Source organism: Lysobacter sp. (assembly GCF_035655815.1).
GTDB lineage: Bacteria > Pseudomonadota > Gammaproteobacteria > Xanthomonadales > Xanthomonadaceae > Lysobacter_J.
Window position 1 is genome coordinate 61,632 of the sequence record NZ_DASRTS010000018.1, and the last position, 20,164, is coordinate 81,795.

Annotated in this window: 21 protein-coding genes; 7 read left to right on the forward strand and 14 right to left on the reverse strand. The window is 67.0% G+C overall.

What is annotated here, in order from left to right; translation table 11 throughout:
• Window positions 1–423 precede the first annotated feature (423 nt).
• From VFE83_RS04515 to tsaD, 4 genes are all read right to left on the reverse strand, one after another.
• Window positions 424–1,254 (reverse strand): DUF6159 family protein, encoded by an 831-nt coding sequence (locus VFE83_RS04515; protein ID WP_324903691.1) that lies wholly within the window; start codon window positions 1,252–1,254, stop codon window positions 424–426.
• Window positions 1,255–1,514: 260 nt separating this feature from the next.
• On the reverse strand, window positions 1,515–1,997 hold the full coding sequence (folK, locus tag VFE83_RS04520; RefSeq protein ID WP_324903692.1) for a 2-amino-4-hydroxy-6-hydroxymethyldihydropteridine diphosphokinase: 483 nt from the start codon (window positions 1,995–1,997) through the stop codon (window positions 1,515–1,517).
• Window positions 1,998–2,069: 72 nt separating this feature from the next.
• Window positions 2,070–2,432, reverse strand: a complete 363-nt coding sequence (gene folB / locus VFE83_RS04525; protein WP_324903693.1) for a dihydroneopterin aldolase — start codon at window positions 2,430–2,432, stop codon at window positions 2,070–2,072.
• Between the two features lie 104 nt (window positions 2,433–2,536).
• Window positions 2,537–3,577, reverse strand: coding sequence for a tRNA (adenosine(37)-N6)-threonylcarbamoyltransferase complex transferase subunit TsaD (tsaD, locus tag VFE83_RS04530; RefSeq protein WP_324903694.1), 1,041 nt, complete (start codon window positions 3,575–3,577; stop codon window positions 2,537–2,539).
• Window positions 3,578–3,759: 182 nt separating this feature from the next.
• Between tsaD and rpsU the strand changes: the two genes are divergently transcribed.
• From rpsU to VFE83_RS04560, 6 genes are all read left to right on the forward strand, one after another.
• Window positions 3,760–3,975: a 30S ribosomal protein S21 gene (rpsU, locus tag VFE83_RS04535; RefSeq protein ID WP_031371286.1), complete on the forward strand. Its 216-nt coding sequence runs from the start codon at window positions 3,760–3,762 to the stop codon at window positions 3,973–3,975.
• Window positions 3,976–4,179: 204 nt separating this feature from the next.
• Window positions 4,180–4,626, forward strand: coding sequence for a GatB/YqeY domain-containing protein (locus VFE83_RS04540; protein WP_324903695.1), 447 nt, complete (start codon window positions 4,180–4,182; stop codon window positions 4,624–4,626).
• A 187-nt stretch (window positions 4,627–4,813) separates the two neighbouring features.
• Window positions 4,814–6,580, forward strand: a complete 1,767-nt coding sequence (gene dnaG / locus VFE83_RS04545) for a DNA primase (RefSeq protein WP_324903697.1) — start codon at window positions 4,814–4,816, stop codon at window positions 6,578–6,580.
• A gap of 117 nt (window positions 6,581–6,697) precedes the next feature.
• Window positions 6,698–7,222: a hypothetical protein gene (locus VFE83_RS04550; protein ID WP_324903698.1), complete on the forward strand. Its 525-nt coding sequence runs from the start codon at window positions 6,698–6,700 to the stop codon at window positions 7,220–7,222.
• A 72-nt stretch (window positions 7,223–7,294) separates the two neighbouring features.
• Window positions 7,295–9,280, forward strand: a complete 1,986-nt coding sequence (locus tag VFE83_RS04555) for a prolyl oligopeptidase family serine peptidase (protein ID WP_324903699.1) — start codon at window positions 7,295–7,297, stop codon at window positions 9,278–9,280.
• Between the two features lie 637 nt (window positions 9,281–9,917).
• Window positions 9,918–10,469, forward strand: a complete 552-nt coding sequence (locus VFE83_RS04560; protein ID WP_324903700.1) for a hypothetical protein — start codon at window positions 9,918–9,920, stop codon at window positions 10,467–10,469.
• 12 nt (window positions 10,470–10,481) lie between these two features.
• Here the strand turns inward: VFE83_RS04560 and VFE83_RS04565 are convergent, their stop codons facing one another.
• The 5 genes from VFE83_RS04565 to VFE83_RS04585 form a co-directional block, all read right to left on the reverse strand.
• Window positions 10,482–11,798 carry an amidohydrolase family protein gene (locus VFE83_RS04565; protein WP_324903701.1) on the reverse strand — a complete coding sequence of 439 codons (1,317 nt, stop codon included), beginning with the start codon at window positions 11,796–11,798 and terminating at the stop codon, window positions 10,482–10,484.
• A 25-nt stretch (window positions 11,799–11,823) separates the two neighbouring features.
• Window positions 11,824–12,747 (reverse strand): heme o synthase, encoded by a 924-nt coding sequence (locus tag VFE83_RS04570; protein ID WP_324903702.1) that lies wholly within the window; start codon window positions 12,745–12,747, stop codon window positions 11,824–11,826.
• A gap of 11 nt (window positions 12,748–12,758) precedes the next feature.
• Entirely contained in the window at window positions 12,759–13,907 is a 1,149-nt protein-coding gene (locus tag VFE83_RS04575; protein WP_324903703.1) for a COX15/CtaA family protein, read from the reverse strand.
• Window positions 13,908–13,976: 69 nt separating this feature from the next.
• Window positions 13,977–14,573 carry a hypothetical protein gene (locus VFE83_RS04580; protein WP_324903704.1) on the reverse strand — a complete coding sequence of 199 codons (597 nt, stop codon included), beginning with the start codon at window positions 14,571–14,573 and terminating at the stop codon, window positions 13,977–13,979.
• 10 nt (window positions 14,574–14,583) lie between these two features.
• Window positions 14,584–15,306: an SURF1 family protein gene (locus VFE83_RS04585; protein ID WP_414674688.1), complete on the reverse strand. Its 723-nt coding sequence runs from the start codon at window positions 15,304–15,306 to the stop codon at window positions 14,584–14,586.
• A 66-nt stretch (window positions 15,307–15,372) separates the two neighbouring features.
• Here VFE83_RS04585 and VFE83_RS04590 point away from each other — a divergent pair, with 66 nt between their 5' ends.
• Window positions 15,373–15,588: a twin transmembrane helix small protein gene (locus VFE83_RS04590; RefSeq protein WP_324903706.1), complete on the forward strand. Its 216-nt coding sequence runs from the start codon at window positions 15,373–15,375 to the stop codon at window positions 15,586–15,588.
• A gap of 130 nt (window positions 15,589–15,718) precedes the next feature.
• On the opposite strand, the gene VFE83_RS04595 is transcribed toward VFE83_RS04590, so the two are convergent.
• The 5 genes from VFE83_RS04595 to coxB all read right to left on the reverse strand — a co-directional run bounded on the left by VFE83_RS04595 (window position 15,719) and on the right by coxB (window position 20,019).
• Window positions 15,719–16,597: a cytochrome c oxidase subunit 3 gene (locus VFE83_RS04595; RefSeq protein WP_324903707.1), complete on the reverse strand. Its 879-nt coding sequence runs from the start codon at window positions 16,595–16,597 to the stop codon at window positions 15,719–15,721.
• Window positions 16,598–16,637: 40 nt separating this feature from the next.
• Window positions 16,638–17,237 (reverse strand): cytochrome c oxidase assembly protein, encoded by a 600-nt coding sequence (locus VFE83_RS04600; protein ID WP_324903708.1) that lies wholly within the window; start codon window positions 17,235–17,237, stop codon window positions 16,638–16,640.
• On the reverse strand, window positions 17,234–17,368 hold the full coding sequence (locus VFE83_RS04605; RefSeq protein WP_324903709.1) for a hypothetical protein: 135 nt from the start codon (window positions 17,366–17,368) through the stop codon (window positions 17,234–17,236). Before VFE83_RS04605 ends, VFE83_RS04600 begins: the two co-directional genes overlap by 4 nt.
• A gap of 66 nt (window positions 17,369–17,434) precedes the next feature.
• Window positions 17,435–19,051: a cytochrome c oxidase subunit I gene (gene ctaD, locus VFE83_RS04610; RefSeq protein ID WP_324903710.1), complete on the reverse strand. Its 1,617-nt coding sequence runs from the start codon at window positions 19,049–19,051 to the stop codon at window positions 17,435–17,437.
• A gap of 26 nt (window positions 19,052–19,077) precedes the next feature.
• On the reverse strand, window positions 19,078–20,019 hold the full coding sequence (gene coxB, locus VFE83_RS04615; protein ID WP_414674686.1) for a cytochrome c oxidase subunit II: 942 nt from the start codon (window positions 20,017–20,019) through the stop codon (window positions 19,078–19,080).
• Window positions 20,020–20,164: the final 145 nt, after the last annotated feature.

Genomic DNA, 20,164 nt, shown 5'->3' on the forward strand with positions numbered 1-20,164 from the left:
CCAGCCAACCACATAACTAGACCCGTAGGGCGCCGCACAGGGATGTGCGGCGCTAAGCAAGGAGGCATGGATGCCGACTTGCGGGGCACCGACTCCGTGTCCGGTCGTGGGATTGCTTCGTCGGGGAAGACCCTTTCTTTTGGTTACTTTTCTTTGGGTCAGCAAAGAAAAGTGACCCGGCCGGCTTAGACGGACGGAAGCCTTGGCTTTCGTTGTTCAATCGCACCAGCAAAGCGTGAAAAGTCCCTGGATCCCCGCCTTCGCGGGGATGGCGAGCAAGAGCAACGGCAATCAGACCTCGGCTTTTCGCGACGACGCGCAAAGACAGAAGCGGAAAGCTGATCGCGCCGCTGTGAAGCGCAACAGGCAAGCGTGAGAAGTCCATGGATCCCCGCCTTCGCGAGGATGACGAGCCAAGGGCAATCACCTCGCCGCAAACGCCGACTCCAGTTGCAGGCCCTGGAACTGCGGCGGCGCTTCGCCTTCCGTCGCGTAGCGGTACAGCGCCGCCGAATAGATGCCGCTCAGTGCCGACTGGTACACGCCCAGCATCAGCACCGCGATCACGAACACGATCAGGATCGCCACGCCCAGCGCCACCGACAGCTGCGCCGCAAGCCACGCCAGCAGCAGGCCGACGGCGATCAGTGCGAACGACACCAGCCCGAAGGCAAAGCCGATGCCGACATTGCCGATCGCGTTCTCGCCCCAGGTGTGGCGCAGCAGGTTCGCGCTGCGTCGCAGGGCGTCGAATGGACCGACCTGCTGGTGGACCAGCACCGGCACCACCAGGAACGTCGCCAGCGTCCATGCCGTGCCCAGGCCGCTGCCGACCAGGCGGATCAGGAAGTTGTTCTCCTTGTCCTTCATCGCCTGCAGCAGCACGCCCACCGTCGCGGCGATGGCAGCGTAGCCCAGGATCGACGTCAATCGCGCCTTGGCCGCGTTGAGACCGTCGGCCAGCGTCGGGTCCCCGCCTTCCAGACGGATCATCGCTGCGCCGACCAGCGCGCAGTTGAAGAAGACGATCACCGTGTACTGGCAGAAATAGAACAGGAAGATCCACACCGCGCCGGAGACGCCGAAACCATGCTGGAACACACGCCAGCCGATCATCGGCACCATGAATGTCGCCAGCACCACCAGCGCGGCGATGGCCGACACCACCGGAAACACCATCAGTTCCTTGTCGGAGCGCAGCACCGCCGCACTCGCCTTCACCAGCTCCCAACTGCGTGAGAACTTCTCGATCATCGCGATTTCCCCAAAGAGACGATCCCCCGGCCGGCATGGTCAACGGTGGGATGGGCACGGGCAAGTGGGCGATGCGGATTTCCCGACGGCCGGCGCGAAATGCGAATCCCCCTGTGTCCCCCTTTTCCAAAGGGGGAGAGCGTGACAAGGGCTTTGTTCGCCTTTCGAAGGGAGAGCGTGACGAGGACATCGAAAGTGGTCGCCGCGAGCCGTGCTCCCTCCTTTGGAAAAGGAGGGCCGGGGAGGATTCGCTTCCCGTCCTACAGCTTCACGGAGTCCAGCGTCTGCCCGAACTCCGCATGCGCAGCCCAGAGCTGGGCCAGCGTGCGCCCGTCGCCGGGCACCACGACGTCCGGCGCGATCTCCGCGAGCGGCCGCAGGACGAAGGCGTGCCTGAGTTCGGGCCGCGGGATGCGCAGATTGCCTGCGCCCTCCACGACGCAGTCGTCGAACAGCACGATGTCGATGTCCAGCGTGCGGTTGCCGTAGCGCGGGCCGGAACGATCGCGGCCGTGCGCGTCTTCCAGCGCGTGCAGCCAGGCGTTGAGCGCGTGCGGATCGAGGTCGCTTTCGATCACCGCTGCGGCATTGTGGAAATCCGGGCCGTCGAAGCCGACCGCGCGGGTGCGGTACACCGGCGACAGCACGACGTCGCCGAAGCGTTCACGCAATGCCTGCACGGCGATGCGCAGGTGTCTGATCGCATCGACGTTGCTGCCCAGGCTGAGATAGGCCTTCGACATGGGTCCATTCACGGCTGCGCCCACCGGAACGGCGGGCAAGGGAGAGGAAGAGGAAGCGCTTGCTGCGCCGGGTCAGGCCAGGTCTTCGCGGCTGCGCTCGATGCGCACGCCGACCGCGCGCGCACCGCGCACCGCACCAGGCTTGCTCAGCTTGAGCCGCACGCGCGAGACGTCGAACTCGCGCAGGATGATCTCCGCAACGCGCTCGGCCAGTGTCTCGACCAGGCCGAAGCCGGACTGGCCCACGTACTCGACGATGCGCTTGCTCACTGCCTTGTAGTTGAGCGTGTCTTCGATGGCGTCGGTTGCCGCCGGCACGCGGTTGTCGAAGACCATCTCGATGTCGAACACCAGCGTCTGGCGGATGCGCCGCTCCCAGTCGTAGATGCCGATCAGCGCCTCGATCTCGAGGCCTTCGATGAAGACGTGGTCCATGGGAGCAGCGCAGAGTGAAGAGAAGTGAGGAAAGAGTACGAGCAATTCAGGATGGAATGTCGCCGCGATGGGTCAGGCAGAGTCCGCCCAGCCTTCTCTTGTTCTCACTGCTCTGCACTCTCCACTGCTTCCAGTGACGCCATGTCCCAGCGCGGCGTCACGCGCACGGACAGGTCGCCATGCTGGCCTGCGGCCAGCCGCAACGCGCCGGCGAAGGCGATCATCGCGCCGTTGTCGGTGCAGAACTGCGGACGCGGAAAGCTGACGCGCCCGCCGCGCTTGCGGGTCATCTCGTCCAGCCTGGCGCGCAGGCGCTTGTTGGCGCCGACGCCGCCGGCCACCACCAGCGTGTCGCAGCCGGCTGCGTCCAGCGCGCGCGCGCACTTGATGGACAGGGTGTCGACCACCGCGTCCTCGAAGCCGCGCGCGATGTCGGCCCGCACCTGCTCGCTGCGGTCGCTGTCCTGCCACGCCAGCAGCACCTGCGTCTTGAGGCCGGAAAAGCTGAAATCCAGGCCGGGACGGTCGGTCATCGGCCGGGCGAACTTGAACACGCCGGGCGTGCCCTGTTCGGCCAGCGCGGCCAGCTGCGGGCCGCCCGGATACGGCAGCCCCATCAGCTTGGCGGTCTTGTCGAAAGCCTCGCCGGCCGCGTCGTCCAGGGTTTCGCCGAGCAGGCGGTAGCGGCCGATAGCCTCCACGTGCACCAGCTGGGTGTGGCCGCCCGAAACCAGCAGCGCCACGAAAGGCGGCTCGGGCCGGCCGAGCGCGGGGTCGTCCTCCAGCAGCGGGGCGAGCAGATGGCCTTCCATGTGATGGACGCCGATGGCCGGCACGTCCAGCGCCCAGGCCAGCGAGCGGGCCACGCCTGCCCCGACCAGCAGGGCGCCGACCAGCCCAGGGCCGGCCGTATAGGCCACGCCGTCCAAGTCGGACGTCTCCAGCCCGGCCTCGGCCAAGGTCTGGCGCACCAGCGGCAGCAGCTTGCGGACGTGGTCGCGGCTGGCCAGCTCGGGCACCACGCCGCCATATTCGGCGTGCAGCGCGATCTGGCTGTAGACGGTATGGGCGCGCAGGCCGGTGGCCGTGTCGTACACGGCCACGCCGGTTTCGTCGCAGCTGGTTTCGATGCCGAGGACTTTCACTGGGGGCGTTTGGCGAGGGGCGGACGACGCTGCGGCGAGGGCCGGAAGCGTCTGGATTCAAGGACCTGTGTCCAGCACATGCCCTGAGATGAGGCCCTATGTTGCACCTTCAAGCAGCCCGTCGCTATAATGCGCGGCTCTCCCGGCCTGTGCCCGGGCCGGTTCCTGAAACGAGATTACACATGCCCAGCGTCAAAGTCCGCGAAAACGAGCCTTTTGAGTTTGCTCTGCGTCGCTTCAAGCGCACCTGCGAAAAGGCCGGTGTCCTGGCCGAGACCCGCAAGCGCGAGTTCTACGAGAAGCCGACCCAGGAACGCAAGCGCAAGGCCGCAGCCGCGGTGAAGCGCCAGGCACGCCGCGCCTCGCGCGACGTGACCAAGCGTCAGCGCCTGTACTGATCGCGCCCGACGGGCCCGCGCCTCGCGCGACCCGTAGCTGAACGATCACACGAGCCGGCCGCGCCCTGCGCTGCCGGCTTTTTGTGTTTCCGGAGCGGGAATCCGGAACGGAGAGTCGGGAATGGTCCAAAGCCCGCCTACGTCCGAGCCCACGCCCGCTCCTACAAGTCCCCATTCCCGGTTCCCTATTCACGGCACACGACCATGAGCCTCAAGCAGCGACTCACCGACGACATGAAGGCCGCCATGAAGGGCGGCGACAAGCACAGCCTGGGCGTGATCCGCCTGATCAATGCCGCGATCAAGCAGAAGGAAGTCGACGAGCGGATCGAGCTGGACGATGCCGCCGTGGTCGCCGTGCTGGACAAGATGGTCAAGCAGCGCAAGGACTCGGTGTCCCAGTACGAGGGCGCCGGCCGCGAGGACCTGGCCCAGGTCGAGCGCGACGAGATGGTCGTGATCGAGCGCTACATCCCGGCCAAGATGGGCGAGGCCGAGATCCTGACCGCCATCGACGCCGCCATCGCCGAGACCGGCGCCAGCGGTCCGGCCGACATGGGCAAGCTGATGGGCCCGCTCAAGGCCAGGCTCGCCGGCCAGGCCGACATGGGCCAAGTGTCGGCGCTGGTGAAGAAGCGGCTGACCAGCTGACGCTACACGTCCTGCCTGACGCTGCTTTTCCTCTCCCTTTGAAAAAAGGGGGACACAGGGGGATTGCTGTCCGTGTGCACGGCTTGCGGACGCCTGTCCGTCGCCCGCTCTCCTCTCCCCCAGCCTTCCTCATAGGGGACAGGAAACCTGCGACGCCGATCCCCGGGCACATGGCATCCTAGTTCGAATGGCACGCATCCCCGACGCCTTCATCGACGACCTGCTCGCGCGCACCGACATCGTCGAGGTGATCGGCACGCGCGTGCCGTTGAAGCGACAGGGCAAGGAATATTCGGCGCGCTGCCCGTTCCACGACGAGCGCTCGCCCAGCTTCACCGTCTCGCCGACCAAGCAGTTCTATCACTGCTTCGGCTGCGGAGCGCACGGCACGGCGCTGAGCTTCCTCATGAACTACGACCGCCTCGAGTTCCTCGATGCGGTGGAGGAGCTCGCCAAGCGCCTAGGCATGGAGGTGCCGCGCGACACGCACCAGCGCAACGCCAACCCCGACAGCCTGGACCTGTACAACGCGCTGGAAGCGGCGTCGAAGTTCTTCCAGAAGCAGCTGGCCGGCAACGCGCGCGCGCAGGAGTACTTCGACAGCCGCGGCGTGGATGCCGATACGCGTGCGCGCTTCGCGCTGGGTTACGCACCCGATGGGTTCAATGCACTGCGCGATGCGCTGGGCACCGATCCGCGCCGCATGAAGCTGCTCGAACGCGGCGGCCTGTTCTCGAAGAACGATCGCGGCCACGTCTACGACAAGTTCCGCGACCGGGTGATGTTCCCCATCCACGACCGGCGCGGACGCACCATCGCCTTCGGCGGGCGCGTGCTCGACAAGGAAGCCGGGCCGAAGTACCTCAACTCGCCGGAGACGGAACTCTTCCACAAGGGCCGCGAACTCTACGGCCTGTGGCAGGTGCGCCAGGCGCACAACAAGATCCCGCGGCTGATCGTGGTCGAGGGCTACATGGACGTGATCGCTCTGTTCCAGAACGGTATCGACACCGCCGTGGCCACGCTGGGCACCGCGACCACGCCGGACCACGCCGAACTGCTGTTCCGCAATGCGCCCGACGTGTACTTCTGCTTCGACGGCGATCGGGCGGGCCGCGGCGCGGCGTGGAAGGCGGTGGAATCGGTGCTGCCGCGCATGAAGGACGGACGCCAGGCGTTCTTCCTGTTCCTGCCTGACGGCGAGGACCCGGATTCGCTGGTGCGGCATGAGGGACGCGACGGATTCGACGCGCGTCTGCAGCAGGCCACACCGCTGTCGCAGTTCTTCTTCGACTCGCTCAGCAGCGACGTCAACCTGCATACGCTGGAAGGCAAGGGCCGCCTGGCCGAACGCGCCAAGCCGCTGCTCGCGCAGATTCCCGACGGCGCCTTCGGCGACCTGATGAAGCAGCGCCTGACCGAACTCACCGGCGTGGGCGCACGCGCCAGCTCGCCTGAAACGCACGTGCCGGCGCAGCGCGCGCGCTCCGCGCCGCCCGCGCAGGCGAACAAGCCGTCACTGGTCCGCAGCGCCATCACCATGCTGCTGCAGCAGCCCGGCGTCGCGCTGGCGCTGCCGTCGTCGCTGCATTTCGCATCGCTCGACCAGCCGGGCATCGGCCTGCTGGTGGAGATCATCGAACTGGTCCACGAGCGGCCAGACATTTCCACCGGCCTGATCCTGGAGCACTTCGCCGATCGCAGCGAGGCGCCCGCGCTCACCAAGCTGGCCACCGCCCGCGCAGTGGAAACCACCGCGGCCACGCCGCTCGACGCACGCGTGCTGGACGATTCGGAACGACGCCAGCGCGCGTTTCTCGACGCCATCGCACGCCTGGACGCGCAGGCGCTGCAGCAGCGCATCGAAGCGCTGCAGTCGCGCATGTCGATGCTCGAGGACGCGGAGAAGCACGAGCTTCGCGAACTACTGAGCCTGCGCGCGCAGAACCGCTGAACCGGCGCCGTCGCAGCGCGGCGACGGGCGCAGGCGGAGGTCACCTGCACTTTCCGCATATGCAGCCGTGCCCTCCGCCGGCGACAGTGGCGACACTCCCTGCAACGAATGCGCACGATGCCCAACCGGTTCCGCATGCCCCTCCTGCTGGCGCTACTCGCGCTGATCTACGTCGGCGTCTACCTGGCGCTGGAGCATTTCGGCGGCGGCGTGCAGCGCCACCACCTGCTCAACCGGGCTGACCTGCCCGCCGTTTCGAACTGGCTGGGCCTGGTGACCCTGCCCCTGCTCGGCTTCGTCCTTGGGCTGCGCGTGCGCAGGCTAGGCAGGTTCACGCCGGCCGTGTGGACCGGCCTGGTCGTGTCATTCCTGTACGGGACGGCGCTGGCGACCGGCTTCAAGTTCGGCGCGGAAGCGCTCACGCAGGGCCTGTTCTTCGGGCTTTTCGCGTTCGCCGTGCTGGCTCCGGTGTATCGGGCCGAGTGCTTGGTCGGGTTCGTCGCCGGCATGACCGTCGCCTTCGGCGCGGTGCTGCCGTTCGTGATTGCGCTGGTGTTTGCCGCGTTCTCCGCCGCCGTGCGCTTCGCCTTCTTCGCGCTGCTGCGCCGGGTCCGGCGCGAACCGGCGGTCCGGACGCCGTAGGGTTTCGCGACAGCGGCCCGACGCGGCCAAGGCATCGCGGCTAAGCTCGGGCTTTCCATCCGGGAGAGCCGCATGTCGCGTCGCACGATCCTTCTGTCCGCCCTGCTCCTGGGCTGTTCGCTGCCTGCCGCCGCGCAACAGGCGCCGGCCGTCTCGCGCGAGCAGGTCGGCAACCGCCTCAGCGAGAACATCCCGGCCATTCCGCCCGCGCTGGTGGAGCGGCTGAACCGCTACCAGAACACGCGCGGTGCCACGTTCGCCGGCTGGTCGGGCGACTGCATGCTGGTCGGCACGCGTTTCGCCGAGACCACGCAGGCGCACCGTGTGTGCCAGCCGCTGGGGATGCGCGAGCAGCTCACGTTCTACGCCGAGCCGCTGTCCGCACTGGAGACCGCGCCGCCGAAGTCGAAGCTCGACGGCTTCGTGTTCGGCAAGGACGTGGGCGGCAACGAGTTCTGGCAGCTGCACTGGTTCGACCTGGCTACGCGCAACACGGCGCTGCTGACCGACGGCAAGGCACGCAACCAGGGACCGCTGTTCTCACCCGACGGCAAGCGTTTCGCGTGGAGCAGCACCGCGCGCAACGGCAAGGACACCGACATCTGGGTGATGGATTTCGCGCAGCGCCAGCCGCGCGTGCTGGTCACGCAGGGCGGGCAATGGAACGCGATGGACTTCTCGCCCGATGGCCGGCAGTTGCTGGTGATGAAGTACGTGTCCGCGGCGGAGTCGTATCCGGGGCTCGTCGACGTGGACAGCGGCAAGCTGACGATGTTTCCGGTGGATGGCGGCAAGGCCGCGTTCAACGGCTTCAAGTTCGCGCCGGATGGACGTTCGGTCTATTTCATCTCCAACGAGCCGATCGACGGCCGGTCGCAGGAATTCCACACGCTGCGTTACCACGACCCGTCGACGAAGAAGTTCGAGGTGCTGACCGCCTCCACTCCATGGGACGTCGTCGATCTGGAGATCAGCGATGACGGCAGGCACCTGGCCTACACGACCAACGAGGACGGCATCTACAAACTGCACGTGCTGGCGCTGCCATCGCACAAGCCTGTGAAGCTGCCGGAGCTGCCGATCGGCCTGGTGGTGAACCTCGGCTTCTCGCCGGACGGGAAGCGTCTGGCGGTGACGATGAATTCGGCGACCTCGCCCAGCGACGTGTACGTGATCGACCTGAAGTCGGCCGCGCTCGCCCGCTGGACGCGCAGTGAAGTCGGCGGGCTGGATCCGTCGAAATTCGTCGCGCCGACGCTGGTGCACTTCCCGACGTTCGACACCGTCGATGGCAAGCCGCGCATGATCCCGGCGTTTTACTACCGCCCGGCCAACGTGCCGGCCGACCGCAAGGTGCCGGTGGTGATCAACATCCACGGCGGGCCCGAGGGCCAGTCTCTACCGACGTTCAACCCGACTGCGCAGTTCCTGGCCAACGAACTGGGCGTGGCGATGCTGCTGCCCAACGTGCGCGGCTCGGAAGGTTACGGCAAGACGTATCTGAGCCTGGACAACGCGGAAAAGCGCGAGGATTCGGTGAAGGACATCGGCGCCCTGCTCGACTGGATCGGTAGGCAGCCCGGCCTGGATGCGGACCGTGTCGGCGTATATGGCGGCAGTTACGGCGGCTACATGGTGCTGGCCTCGCTGATGCACTACAGCGACCGCATCAAGGCCGGCGTCGACATCGTCGGCATCTCGCACTTCGGCACGTTCCTGAAGAACACCGAAAGCTATCGCCGCGACCTGCGCCGCGCCGAGTACGGCGACGAACGCGACCCGGCGATGGCGAAGGTGTTCGACGAGATCTCGCCGCTCAACCATGCCGACCGCATCCGCTCCAAGCTGTTCGTCGCCCAGGGCAAGAACGATCCGCGCGTGCCGTACACCGAAGCCGAGCAGATCGTGAAGGCGGTGCGCGGCAACGGTCAGCCCGTCTGGTACCTGCTGTACGACGACGAAGGCCACGGCTTCAAGAAGAAGGCCAACGTCGACTACTTCACCGCCGCGACGATGCTGTTCTGGCAGCAGAACCTGATTGGCGATGGAGCGAAGTGATTGCTGCGAGTGCATGGTCGCGTGATCGCACGAGCCGGGGCGGAAGGCCGCCTCGGCGAGCCAGCTTACGTTTGCGCGCGACGTGCACAACCGATCAACGAAAGCAGCCGTCGTCGCCTTCGTTGCTCGTCATTCCCACGAAGCGGGAATCCATTGTCCGACGCGATTCTGCGTCACCTAAGCCGTGACATCGCGCCGGCATGGATCCCCGCCTTCGCGGGGATGACGGCTGAAAACGGGAGGGGCTCGTGCCCCGTGGGGGAACGGGGGGCTCGCTCAGCCGTGAGCGAACGCGTGTTCGTCATTGCTTTCCCCTTCTCGTCATCATCTCCCCTTGCCGTCATTCCCGCGAAAGCGGGAATCCATTCGTCCGACACGATCCTGCGTCACCTAAGCCGTGACATCGCGCCGGCATGGATCCCTGCCTTCGCGGGGATGACGGCCGAAAGCAAGGGCAACTTCGCCGCTTCTGCGCGCACCGCGAGCGCCCGGCAGGCCGGAATGCAGCCCTTCCGCTATCCCCAAACGCCACCGCCGACAGCGACGTCGCCCCCCCCAAACGCCCGCCCGCAATTCCAATCACTCCGCCACCACGCGCCCGGGAGCAAGCTCGCGCCAGCTTCGGTGGAGAGCCTCCATGCGCACCCTGCTCACGGCGATCACGCTGGCCTGCCTGGCCACGGCGTGCAGTACCCAGCCGCGTGGCGAAGGGCAGGACCAGGCGGCCCTGCCCACGCCCGTCAACCACAAGCAGCGCGCCGACGATGCGCTCACGGCGTTCCTCGCGTCCCGCAGCATCCGCGAAATGCCGGCTTATCGAGATGCGCGGGCCGACCTCGACGGCGACGGAACCGAGGACGTGCTGATGCTGCTGGAGGACGCCAACTGGTGCCGGGCCGACGGCTGCACGCTGCTGGTGTTCCACGGCGAGAAGGACCGGCTGAAGCTGGTCGGCGAATCGGTCTCGGTACGCGCGCCCATCGCGGTCGGCGCGCGCGTCAGCCATGGCTGGCGCGACCTGCTGGTCAGCGTCGGCAGCGGCGACGAAGCCGGCGTGGTGGCGATGGAATTCGACGGAAAGGCCTATCCGGCCGATCCGACCATGGCGGCGCTGCTCGATCCCACGCGCCTGCCCTCGGCGACACCATTGCTGGATGCGGAGATGGAGCCGCGCGTCGCCGCGCAATGACGCGGTGCGCGATCAGCGCGCGCGTTCGTCCTTCACGACGTCGCCGCCCTTCATCACAAAGGGCACGCGCTCCAGCAGCGCCACGTCCCGCGTGGGATCGCCCGCCACGGCGATGAGGTCCGCCCAGCGGTTGGCCTCGATCACTCCGACGTCCTCGCGCGCGAGGGCCTGCGACGCATTGAGCGTGGCGGCCTGGATCGCCTGCAGCGGGGTCATGCCGTAACGCACCATCACTGCGAACTGGCGGCCGTTGTCGCCGTGCGGGTAGATGCCGGCATCGGTGCCGAACACCATCTTCGCGCCGGCCGCGTGCGCGCGGCGGAAGTTCTCGCGCTGGATGTCCGCGACCTCGCGGTCCTTGCGCAGGTTGTCCTCGAGCACGCCGTTCCTGCGACCCTCGGCCTGCGTGTACTCGGTGTTGTAGATGTCCATCGACAGCCACGCGCCGTGCTGCCTGGCCAGGCGGATGCCTTCGTCGTCGATCAGGCTGGCGTGCTCGATGGTGTCCACGCCCGCGCGGATCGCATCCTTGATGCCGGCGGCGCCGTGCGCGTGCGCGGCCACCTTGAGGCCCCACTGGTGCGCCTCGTCGGCCACGGCCTTCATTTCCGCCAGGCTCATCTGCTGCTGGCCGGGTTCGGTGTTGCGCGAGAACACGCCGCCGGTGGCGCAGATCTTGATCACCTGCGCGCCGTACTTGCGCAGTTCGCGCACGCGCTTGCGGCCTTCTTCCGGCGTGTCTGCGTTGAACGGACTGCGCTGGTTCATCGACGGCGGGAAAAAGGTCGAGTCGCAATGGCCGCCGGTGGCACCGAAGGAATATGCCGCCGTGACGATGCGCGGGCCGCTGAGCTTGCCCTCGTCGATCGCCTGGCGCAGACCGACGTCGTTCCACGCATCCGAGCCGACATTGCGCACGGTGGTGAAGCCGGCCATCAGCGTGCGTTGCGCGTGCGCCACCGACAGCATCGACCAGAAGCGGTCGTTGAACTGCAGGCCGGTGTAGCCACCGTAGGTGGGTTCGACGTCCAGATGGACGTGCATGTCGATGAGGCCCGGCAGAAGCGTCATGCCCGGCAGGTCGATGCGGCGCACGCCTTCGGGTACCGCCGCACCTGCGCGCGCGACTTCGACGATGCGACCGTCGCGCACGCGCACCTGCGGCTGGTCGATCATGCGACCCGTGCGCACGTCGAGCAGCCGCTGCGCGGTGATCACCATTTCGCCCTGCGTTGCCGGTACGTCCGCAAGGGTCTGGGCCTGTGTCACGCCGGCCGATGCGGCCAGCAAGATCGCGGTGAGGGACAGGCTCAGGTGCTTGCGCGGCATCGGCAGCTCTCGTGGATTGAAAGGATCAGCGCTGCGGCTGCAGTTCCAGCATGGGCGATGGCTGCAGCAGCGGCATCAGCCAGTGGTCCAGCAACAGGAAGGCGAACAGCGCCATCAGGTACACGATGGAATAGTTGAACACCTTCATCGCATACATCTCGTCGGGCGGATTCATCAGCCGCCACGCGTAACCCAGGAACACCGCACCGAGCACCAGCGCGCCACCGAGGTAGAACAGCCCGCTCATGCCGGCCGCCCATGGCAGCACAGTCACCGCCACCAGCAGCACGGTGTAGAACAGGATCTGCCAGCGCGTGTATTCCACGCCATGCGTGACCGGCAGCATCGGCACCATCGCACGCGCGTAATCGGCCCGGCGGAAGATGGCCAGCGCCCAGAAATGCGGCGGCGTCCACACGAAGATGATCAGCACCAGCAGCAATGCATGCGGCCAGTCCCATTCGCCGCGCATGCCGGTGATGGCGGCCCAGCCCAACAGCGGCGGCGCGGCACCGGCGATGCCGCCGATCACGATGTTCTGCGGCGTGGCGCGCTTGAGGTACACGGTATAGATGACCGCGTAGCCGATCAGCGATGCGAAGGTGAGGATGGCGGTGATGGTGTTCACCCACACCGCCAGGACGGTCATCGACAGCGTCGCCAGGATCAGCGCGAACACCAGCGCCTGCCGGGGCGTGATCTGCCCGGCGACGATGGGACGCCACGAGGTGCGCGCCATCTTCGCGTCGATGCGCGAGTCCAGCAGCTGGTTGATCGCCGCGGCACTGGACGCGGCCAGCCAGATGCCGATGAAGCCCAGCACCGACTCGCGCAGCGGCGGCAGGCCCGGCACGGCCAGGAACATGCCCACCAGCGCGGTGAACACGATCAGCGCGACCACGCGCGGCTTGGTGAGATCCCAGTACTGCTTTGCGGTGGCTCTTGGCATGGTGGTGCCCATCACTGTTCCGGCGAGCGCAGGCGCGCCAGCAGCGAGACCAGCACGAACAGCAGCAGTACCGCCCCGGCGTTGTGCATCACGGCGATCGACAGCGGCAGGCTCAGCTTGACGTTGGCGATGCCCAAACCGACCTGCGCGAACACCAGCAGGCCTAGCAGCGTGGCCCAGCCGCGCATGCCCGGCGTGCGGATCAGCCGCAGCGCGAGCCACAGCAGGTAGACGAACACCACCACCGCCATCATGCGGTGCGCCAGCTGGATCGCGATGCGCGCCTCGCCGTCGAGGATGCCGCCTTCGTAGTCCACGCCGATGCCACGCCACAGCACGAAGCCCTCGCGGAAATCGTGCGGCGGCCACCACTGGCTCACGCAGGTGGGGAAATCGTTGCCGCAGGCCAGTGCGGCGTAGTTGGCGCTGGTCCAGCCGCCCAGCGCGATCTGCACGCCCAGCACCACGATGCCGGCGATGACCAGCCTGCGCACCAGTACCGCTTCCGCCAGGCGGATCGGCAGGTTGGTCGCGCGCCAGGCCATCCACAGCAGCAGCGAGAACGTGAGCAGGCCGCCGAGCAGGTGAGCCATCACCACGATCGGTTTGAGCAGCCAGGTCACGGTCCACATGCCCAGCAGCGCCTGGAAGATGATCACCGCCAGCGTGAACGCCGCCACGCGCGACAGATCGAGGTTGCTCCAGCGCAACGCGGCGAACAGCAGGATCGCTTCGCCTGCGATGGCCAGCACCGACGCGGCGACGTGTTCGCCGTGCATGTACAGCGGGATGCCGATGCCCACCAGCACCGCGGCGGCGATCACCTGCAACACGCCGCGGTGGCGCTTGCGCGCGGCCAGCAGCGCCAGCGCCAGCACCAGCACGCCGAGCGCGCCGGCGATCATGCGGTGGAACTGCTCGCGCCAGGCCTTGTGCACTTCCACCGGGCGGATCGCGGTGGCGGCGTGGTCGACCACTTCGTGCGCGACGGTGGGCCATGCGGCGCGGCCGTAGCAGGTGGGCCAGTCGGGACAGCTCAGGCCGGCATTGGACAGACGCACGAACGCGCCGAACACGATCACGCCGAACGCCAGCGCGACGGCGAGCCAGGCGATCCGGTGGAAGTGTCTGTGCGGGCTGGGCTTGTGCGGCGTGGTCATGCGATACGGCTCATGGATCTGGTGCGTTGGGACCGGCGGAGATCGGGCGAGGGACGTGGCTGCGCCGCGTCACTTCACCTTGAGCAGCTTGGCCACGTCGGCACGCAGGCCGGCCGGATCGAAGCCGGGAGGGTAGCGCAGAATCACGAACCCGTAGGGATCCACCACGTAGGCCGGCACGCCGCGCACATTGGCAGTGGTCTCGTCCACGCGCGGCAGGCCGGCGCGCAGGCGGCTGTCCGGCGCGAGCAGTTTCAGCGCGCCCGGCCGGGTTGCGGATGCAGGCCAGCTGCACGCGTCCGTCGGGCACAGCCACAGCACGTGCACTTCGTCGGCGTCCTTGCCGAACAGCTGCCACACGGTGTCGAGTTCGCGCGCCAGCGCATCGCACTGCGTGCCGCAATCGGCGGGCGGCGCAACGAGGATGCGCCACGTGCGTTCGCCCGACTTCCACACGTACTCGCCGCCATCGAGCAGGCGCGGCGACAGCGCGCGCACGTCGCCCGGCGGTTCGAGCAGCTCGCCGTGGTTCTTGGTGCCCTGCGGGCGCCAGCCGGAAAAACGCAGCAGGCCGGCCACCAGCATGCTGCCGAAGAACATCGCGAACAGGAGCAGCAGCAGGAAGCGGTTGCGATTGCGGTGTTGCGGGCTGAGGTCGTCGCTCATGACGTGCTCCTTATGTTCGACGGCGCTTGCGGAAAGTGAGGATCAACGCGGTGACCAGCACGGCCAGCGCCAGTGCGAACCACTGCACCGCATAGCCGCGGTGCTGGTCGGGCGGCAGCGTGTTGGGCAGCAGTTCCAGGTCGCGCTCGTAGCCGATGCGCAGCTCCGGATCCAGGCGCAGTACGCGTGGCGCCAGCGGCACCGACAGTCCCGTCGCCTTCGCGATCGCATCGAGGTCGACGCGCGTCATCAGCCATGCATCGTCCTGGCGGCTCAACGCGGGGCCCATCACCAGTCCCGTGGACGGCGGCGGCACCAGCAGGCCGCGCAGCTGCAGGCTGCCTTCCGGACGTAGCACCTGCGGCAGCTTGCGGTCGCCGCCGAGCGGCAGCCAACCCAGGTCTACCAGCAGCGGGCCGCCCTGCTGCGGCACGAAGATGCGGTACACGCGCACGCCGGCCCGGCCGTTGCGCTGCTGGTTGTCCAGCAGCAGCGCGTCGCGTGCGTCGAACGAACCGCTGCCCGCGGCCCAGTCGTAATCGCGCGCGCGCTGCGCATCGCCGGCACGCGACAGCGGCTGCGGCGTGCGCGTGCGCATCACTTCCGCAGCCGCGTCGAGCATTGCCTGCTTTTCGACGGCGCGGCGCGACTGCCACAGGCCGAGGTTGGCGAACAGCGCGATCGCCAGGATCGCGGCGGTCCAACCGACGACGAGGTTGCGCGTACGGCTCACGACTTCGTCGCCCGCGGCTGCGATAATGGGGCGCACGCCCCCTCACGGGGCCGATCGGAAGCCGCCATGAACGATTCGCTGAAGACCCTGCTGGTCATCGCCTTCCTGATCGTCATCCTCTGGAACCTGGGCGCCGGGCTCTACTACATGCTCGTGGACAAGGGCGAGAGCAAGCGCACGGTGAACGCGCTGACCCGCCGCACCGCACTGTCCGTCGCGCTGATCCTGCTGGTGGTACTGGCCAACTACATGGGCTGGATCGAGTTCCACGGCGGGCCGTAAGTCGCGGGAACCGGGAACGGAGAATCGGGAATCGTAAAAAGCAAAGAGCGACGGGGTCGCCGTCGCCTTTGCGAGAGGAATGGGGTTTTCGCTCCTGGCGATTCCCCAATCCCGATTCCGCTCCGCCGCGTTACAGCACGTAGACGAACAGGAACAGGCCCAGCCACACCACGTCGACGAAGTGCCAGTACCAGGCCACCGCCTCGAACGCGAAGTGGTTGTCCTTGGTGAAGTGGCCCTTCAGGCAGCGGAACCAGATCACCGCCAGCATGATCGTGCCCAGCGTGACGTGCGCGCCGTGGAAGCCGGTCAGCATGAAGAAGGTGGAACCGTAGATGCCCGAGCCCAGCGTCAGGTTCAGTTCCTTGTAGGCGTGGATGTATTCCTCCGCCTGGAAGAACAGGAACAGCGCGCCCAGCAGCACGGTCAGGCCGAGGAAGGTCAGCAGCTGCTTGCGGTGGCCCGCCTTGAGCGCGTGATGCGCGATGGTCACCGTGATGCCCGAGGTCAGCAGGATCATGGTGTTGAGCAGCGGCAGGCCCCACGCGGGGATGGTCTGGTAGACGCCGCCGATGGCGCCCGGACCGTTGCTCGGCCAAGCGGCGCTGAAGCCGGGCCACAGCAGCGAATTGGTCATCACGCCGTCGCCTTCGCCGCCCAGCCACGGCATCGCGTACTGGCGCGCGTAGAACAGCGCGCCGAAGAACGCGCCGAAGAACATCACTTCGGAGAAGATGAACCAGATCATTCCCATGCGGAACGACGTGTCCACCTGCTTGTTGTAGTTGCCGCGCACCGATTCGCGCACGACGTCGCCGAACCAGCCGAACAGCACGGCGCACATCAGCGCGATGCCGATGAAGAACACCGGGCGGCCCCAGCTGACCTCGTTGAACCAGCTGGCGATGCCGACCATGGTCGTGAACAGCGCGATCGAACCGAGGAACGGCCAACGGCTGCTGTGCGGCACGAAGTAGATGTTGGCGTCTGGCGATTGGGCTTGGGCCATGGCGGCGTTCCGGTTGTGTGCTGCGATTACTGGGAAAGGATCACGGTGCGGACATCAGCGCCGGCGTGGCGTGGGCCGCGCCTTGCGCCTGCGCGGTCAGCGCATCGTTCTTGAAGAAGGTATACGACAGGGTGATGGTCTTCACGTCGGCCGGCAGGTTCGGATCGACGATGAAGCGCACCGGCATCTCGCGCGTTTCGCCCGCCTTGAGCGTCTGCGCGGTGAAGCAGAAGCATTCGGTCTTGCTGAAGTAGCCCGACGCGCGCGCCGGCGCCACGGAAGGCACCGCGCTGCCGACGACGGTGCGATCGGCCGTGTTGCGCGCGTGGTAGGTGGTTTCGTACTGCTCGCCCGGCACCACCTGCATGGTGAGCTGGTTGGGGGTGAAGTCCCACGGCAGCTTGGAATTCACGCCCCCGTCGAACTGCACGGTGATCACGCGCTTGGCGGCGGTCGCCTTCGCGTCCTGCACGCCCTCGACGGCGGTGCGCTCCAGGCGGATGCCGAACACCTTCTCGCAGGCGATGCGGTACAGCGGCACCAGCGCGAACGTCAGCGCGAACGCACCGATGGCCACCACGACCATCTTGCCGAGGCCGGCGCTCTTGCGCTCCACCACGGGCTGCTCCGGCACGCTCATTGGCCGAGCGTCCCGCTGAGGATGAAGACGACGTAGATCGCGACAGCCACCGCGGCAATCCACAGCGCGGTACGACGCGCGGCCTTGCGGCGTGCGGCGATGTCGGCGGCGTTGTGGTCGGGTTGCATCATCGTTGCGGTGTGCTCCGGATGAGTGCGGAAGGCGCCCTGGGCCGGACGCCTTCCACTTCTATCCGATCAATGCGTGATGTCGCCGTGGGCGAGGTCGCCGTCGCGGATGACCGGCGGGGTGCTGAAGGTGTGGTGCGGCGCCGGGCTCGGCACGGTCCACTCCAGGCCCTTCGCGGTCGGCCAGGCGCGGGCTTCGGCCTTCACGCCAACAGCCTTCGAGCGCCACAGGATGAAGGCCATCATGAACGGCGTGACGAACATGCCGAACGCGCCGATCGAGCTGACCAGGTTCCAGTCCGCGAACACCACGTTGTAGTCCGGGATGCGGCGCGGCATGCCGGCCAAGCCCAGGAAGTGCTGCGGGAAGAACAGCAGGTTGACGAAGACCATCGTCCACCAGAAGTGGAACTTGGCCATCGGCTCGCTGTACATGCGGCCGGTCCACTTCGGCCACCAGTAGTACGTGGCGGCGATGATGGAGAACAGCGCGCCGGTCACCAGCACGTAGTGGAAGTGCGCGACCACGAAGTAGGTGTCGTGGTACTGGAAGTCGGCCGGGACGATGGCGAGCATCAGGCCCGAGAAACCGCCGATGGTGAACAGGATCACGAACGCGATCGCCCACAGCATCGGCGCCTCGAACGAGATCGAGCCGCGCCACATCGTGGTGACCCAGTTGAACACCTTCACGCCCGTCGGCACGGCGATCAGCATCGTGGCGAACATGAAGTAGATCTCGCCACCCAGCGGCATGCCGACGGTGAACATGTGGTGCGCCCACACGATGAACGAGAGGAACGCGATCGACGCGGTCGCGTACACCATGGCCTGGTAGCCGAACAGCGGCTTGCGGCTGAAGGTCGGGATGATCTCCGACACGACGCCGAACGCCGGCAGGATCATGATGTAGACCTCGGGATGGCCGAAGAACCAGAAGATGTGCTGGAACATCACCGGGTCGCCGCCGCCGGCCGCGTTGAAGAACGAGGTGGCGAAGAACTTGTCGGTCAGCAGCATCGTCACGGCGCCGGCCAGCACCGGCATCACGGCGATCAGCAGGAACGCGGTGATCAGCCAGGTCCAGCAGAAGATCGGCATCTTCAGCAGGTCGATGCCCGGAGCGCGCATGTTCAGCACGGTGGCGATGACGTTGATCGCGCCCATGATCGAGCTGATGCCCATCATGTGGATGGCGAAGATCGCGAAGGCCACGTTGCTGCCGCCCTGCAGCGACAGCGGCGGATACAGCGTCCAGCCGCCGGCAGGCGCGCCGCCCGGCAGGAACAGCGTCAGCAGCAGCATCGCGAAGGCGAACGGCAGGATCCAGAAGGACCAGTTGTTCATGCGCGGCAGCGCCATGTCCGGCGCGCCGATCTGCAGCGGGATCATCCAGTTGGCCAGGCCGACGAAGGCCGGCATGACACCGCCGAAGATCATGACCAGCGCGTGCACGGTGGTCATCTGGTTGAAGAACATCGGCTCCACCAGCTGCAGGCCGGGCGTCGCCAGCTCCGCGCGGATCACCACCGACATCGCCGCGCCGATGATGAACATGATGAAGCTGAAGATCAGGTACAGCGTCCCGATGTCCTTGTGGTTGGTCGAGAAGAACCAACGCTCGATGAAGCCCTGCTTGTGGGCGTGATCATCGTGGTGATGCGTGTCAGCGTGGGTGACGGCCATGGCCTTACCTCAGGAATTCGGGACGTTCAGCCGGCGACCGGAGCCTGCTTTTCAGCAGCTGCGGTCGTGGCTTCGGTGTTCGGGGTGGTGCCTTGCGGCTGCGCGGGTTCCGGCGCGGCGGGCTGGGCGGCCGGTGCGGCGGGAGCGGGCGCGTTCTTGGCCTTCTCGGCGGCCAGCCACTGCTGGAACTCCGCCTTCGGCACGGCCTTGACCACGATCGGCATGAAGCCGTGGTCCTTGCCGCACAGCTCGGCGCACTGGCCGCGGTAGATGCCCGGCGTCTTGATGTCGGTCCAGGCCTCGTTGACGATGCCCGGGATCGCGTCCTGCTTCCAGCCCAGGGCCGGCACCCACCAGGCGTGGATCACGTCGTCGGCGGTGATCACGAAGCGGATCTTGGTGTCGGTGGGCAGCACCAGGACGTTGTCCACGTCCAGCAGGTAGTGCGGGGCCTGCTCCATGGTCGGCACGACGCCGCTCTGGCGGATTTCGTCGCTCCTGCGCGCCAGGCGGCTGGTGAAGCCGACGTTCTCGCCCAGGTAGTCGTACTTCCACATCCACTGGTAGCCGGTGATCTTGACGGTCATCTCGGCGTTGCGGGTGTCGTACATCGCGATCAGCTTGCTGGTGGCCGGGAAGGCCATCAGCACCAGCAGCACGACCGGCACCACCGTCCAGAGAATCTCCAGCCTGGTGGAGTGGGTGAAGTCCTTGTCCGGCACCGCGCCCTTGGAGTGGCGGAACTTGAACATGGCCACGGCCATCGCGCCGAACACCAGAATGCCGATGATCACGCACACCCATAGGGCGAACATGTGCGCACCGTAGGCGTTGGCGGACTGGACGGTCACGCCCTGGCCCATGTTCAGCTGCCACGGCTTCGGGTCGGCCGCCTGCGCATTGGCAAGGACCGGCAGCGCCATCGCGGCGATGCCCGCGCTCCACTGCTTGAAACGACCGGCTTTCATCTGTTCGAGCCCCAGAAATCAGCTTGTAAGTGTTGGACTGGCTGAGCCGTTCGGCTTGGCTTGCGGGCTCATGCGCTACTCGGGACGCCGGGCTTCCAGCCCCACCGGAACCCAGGATCAGGGAACCAAAAACCGCCCCGCGGAA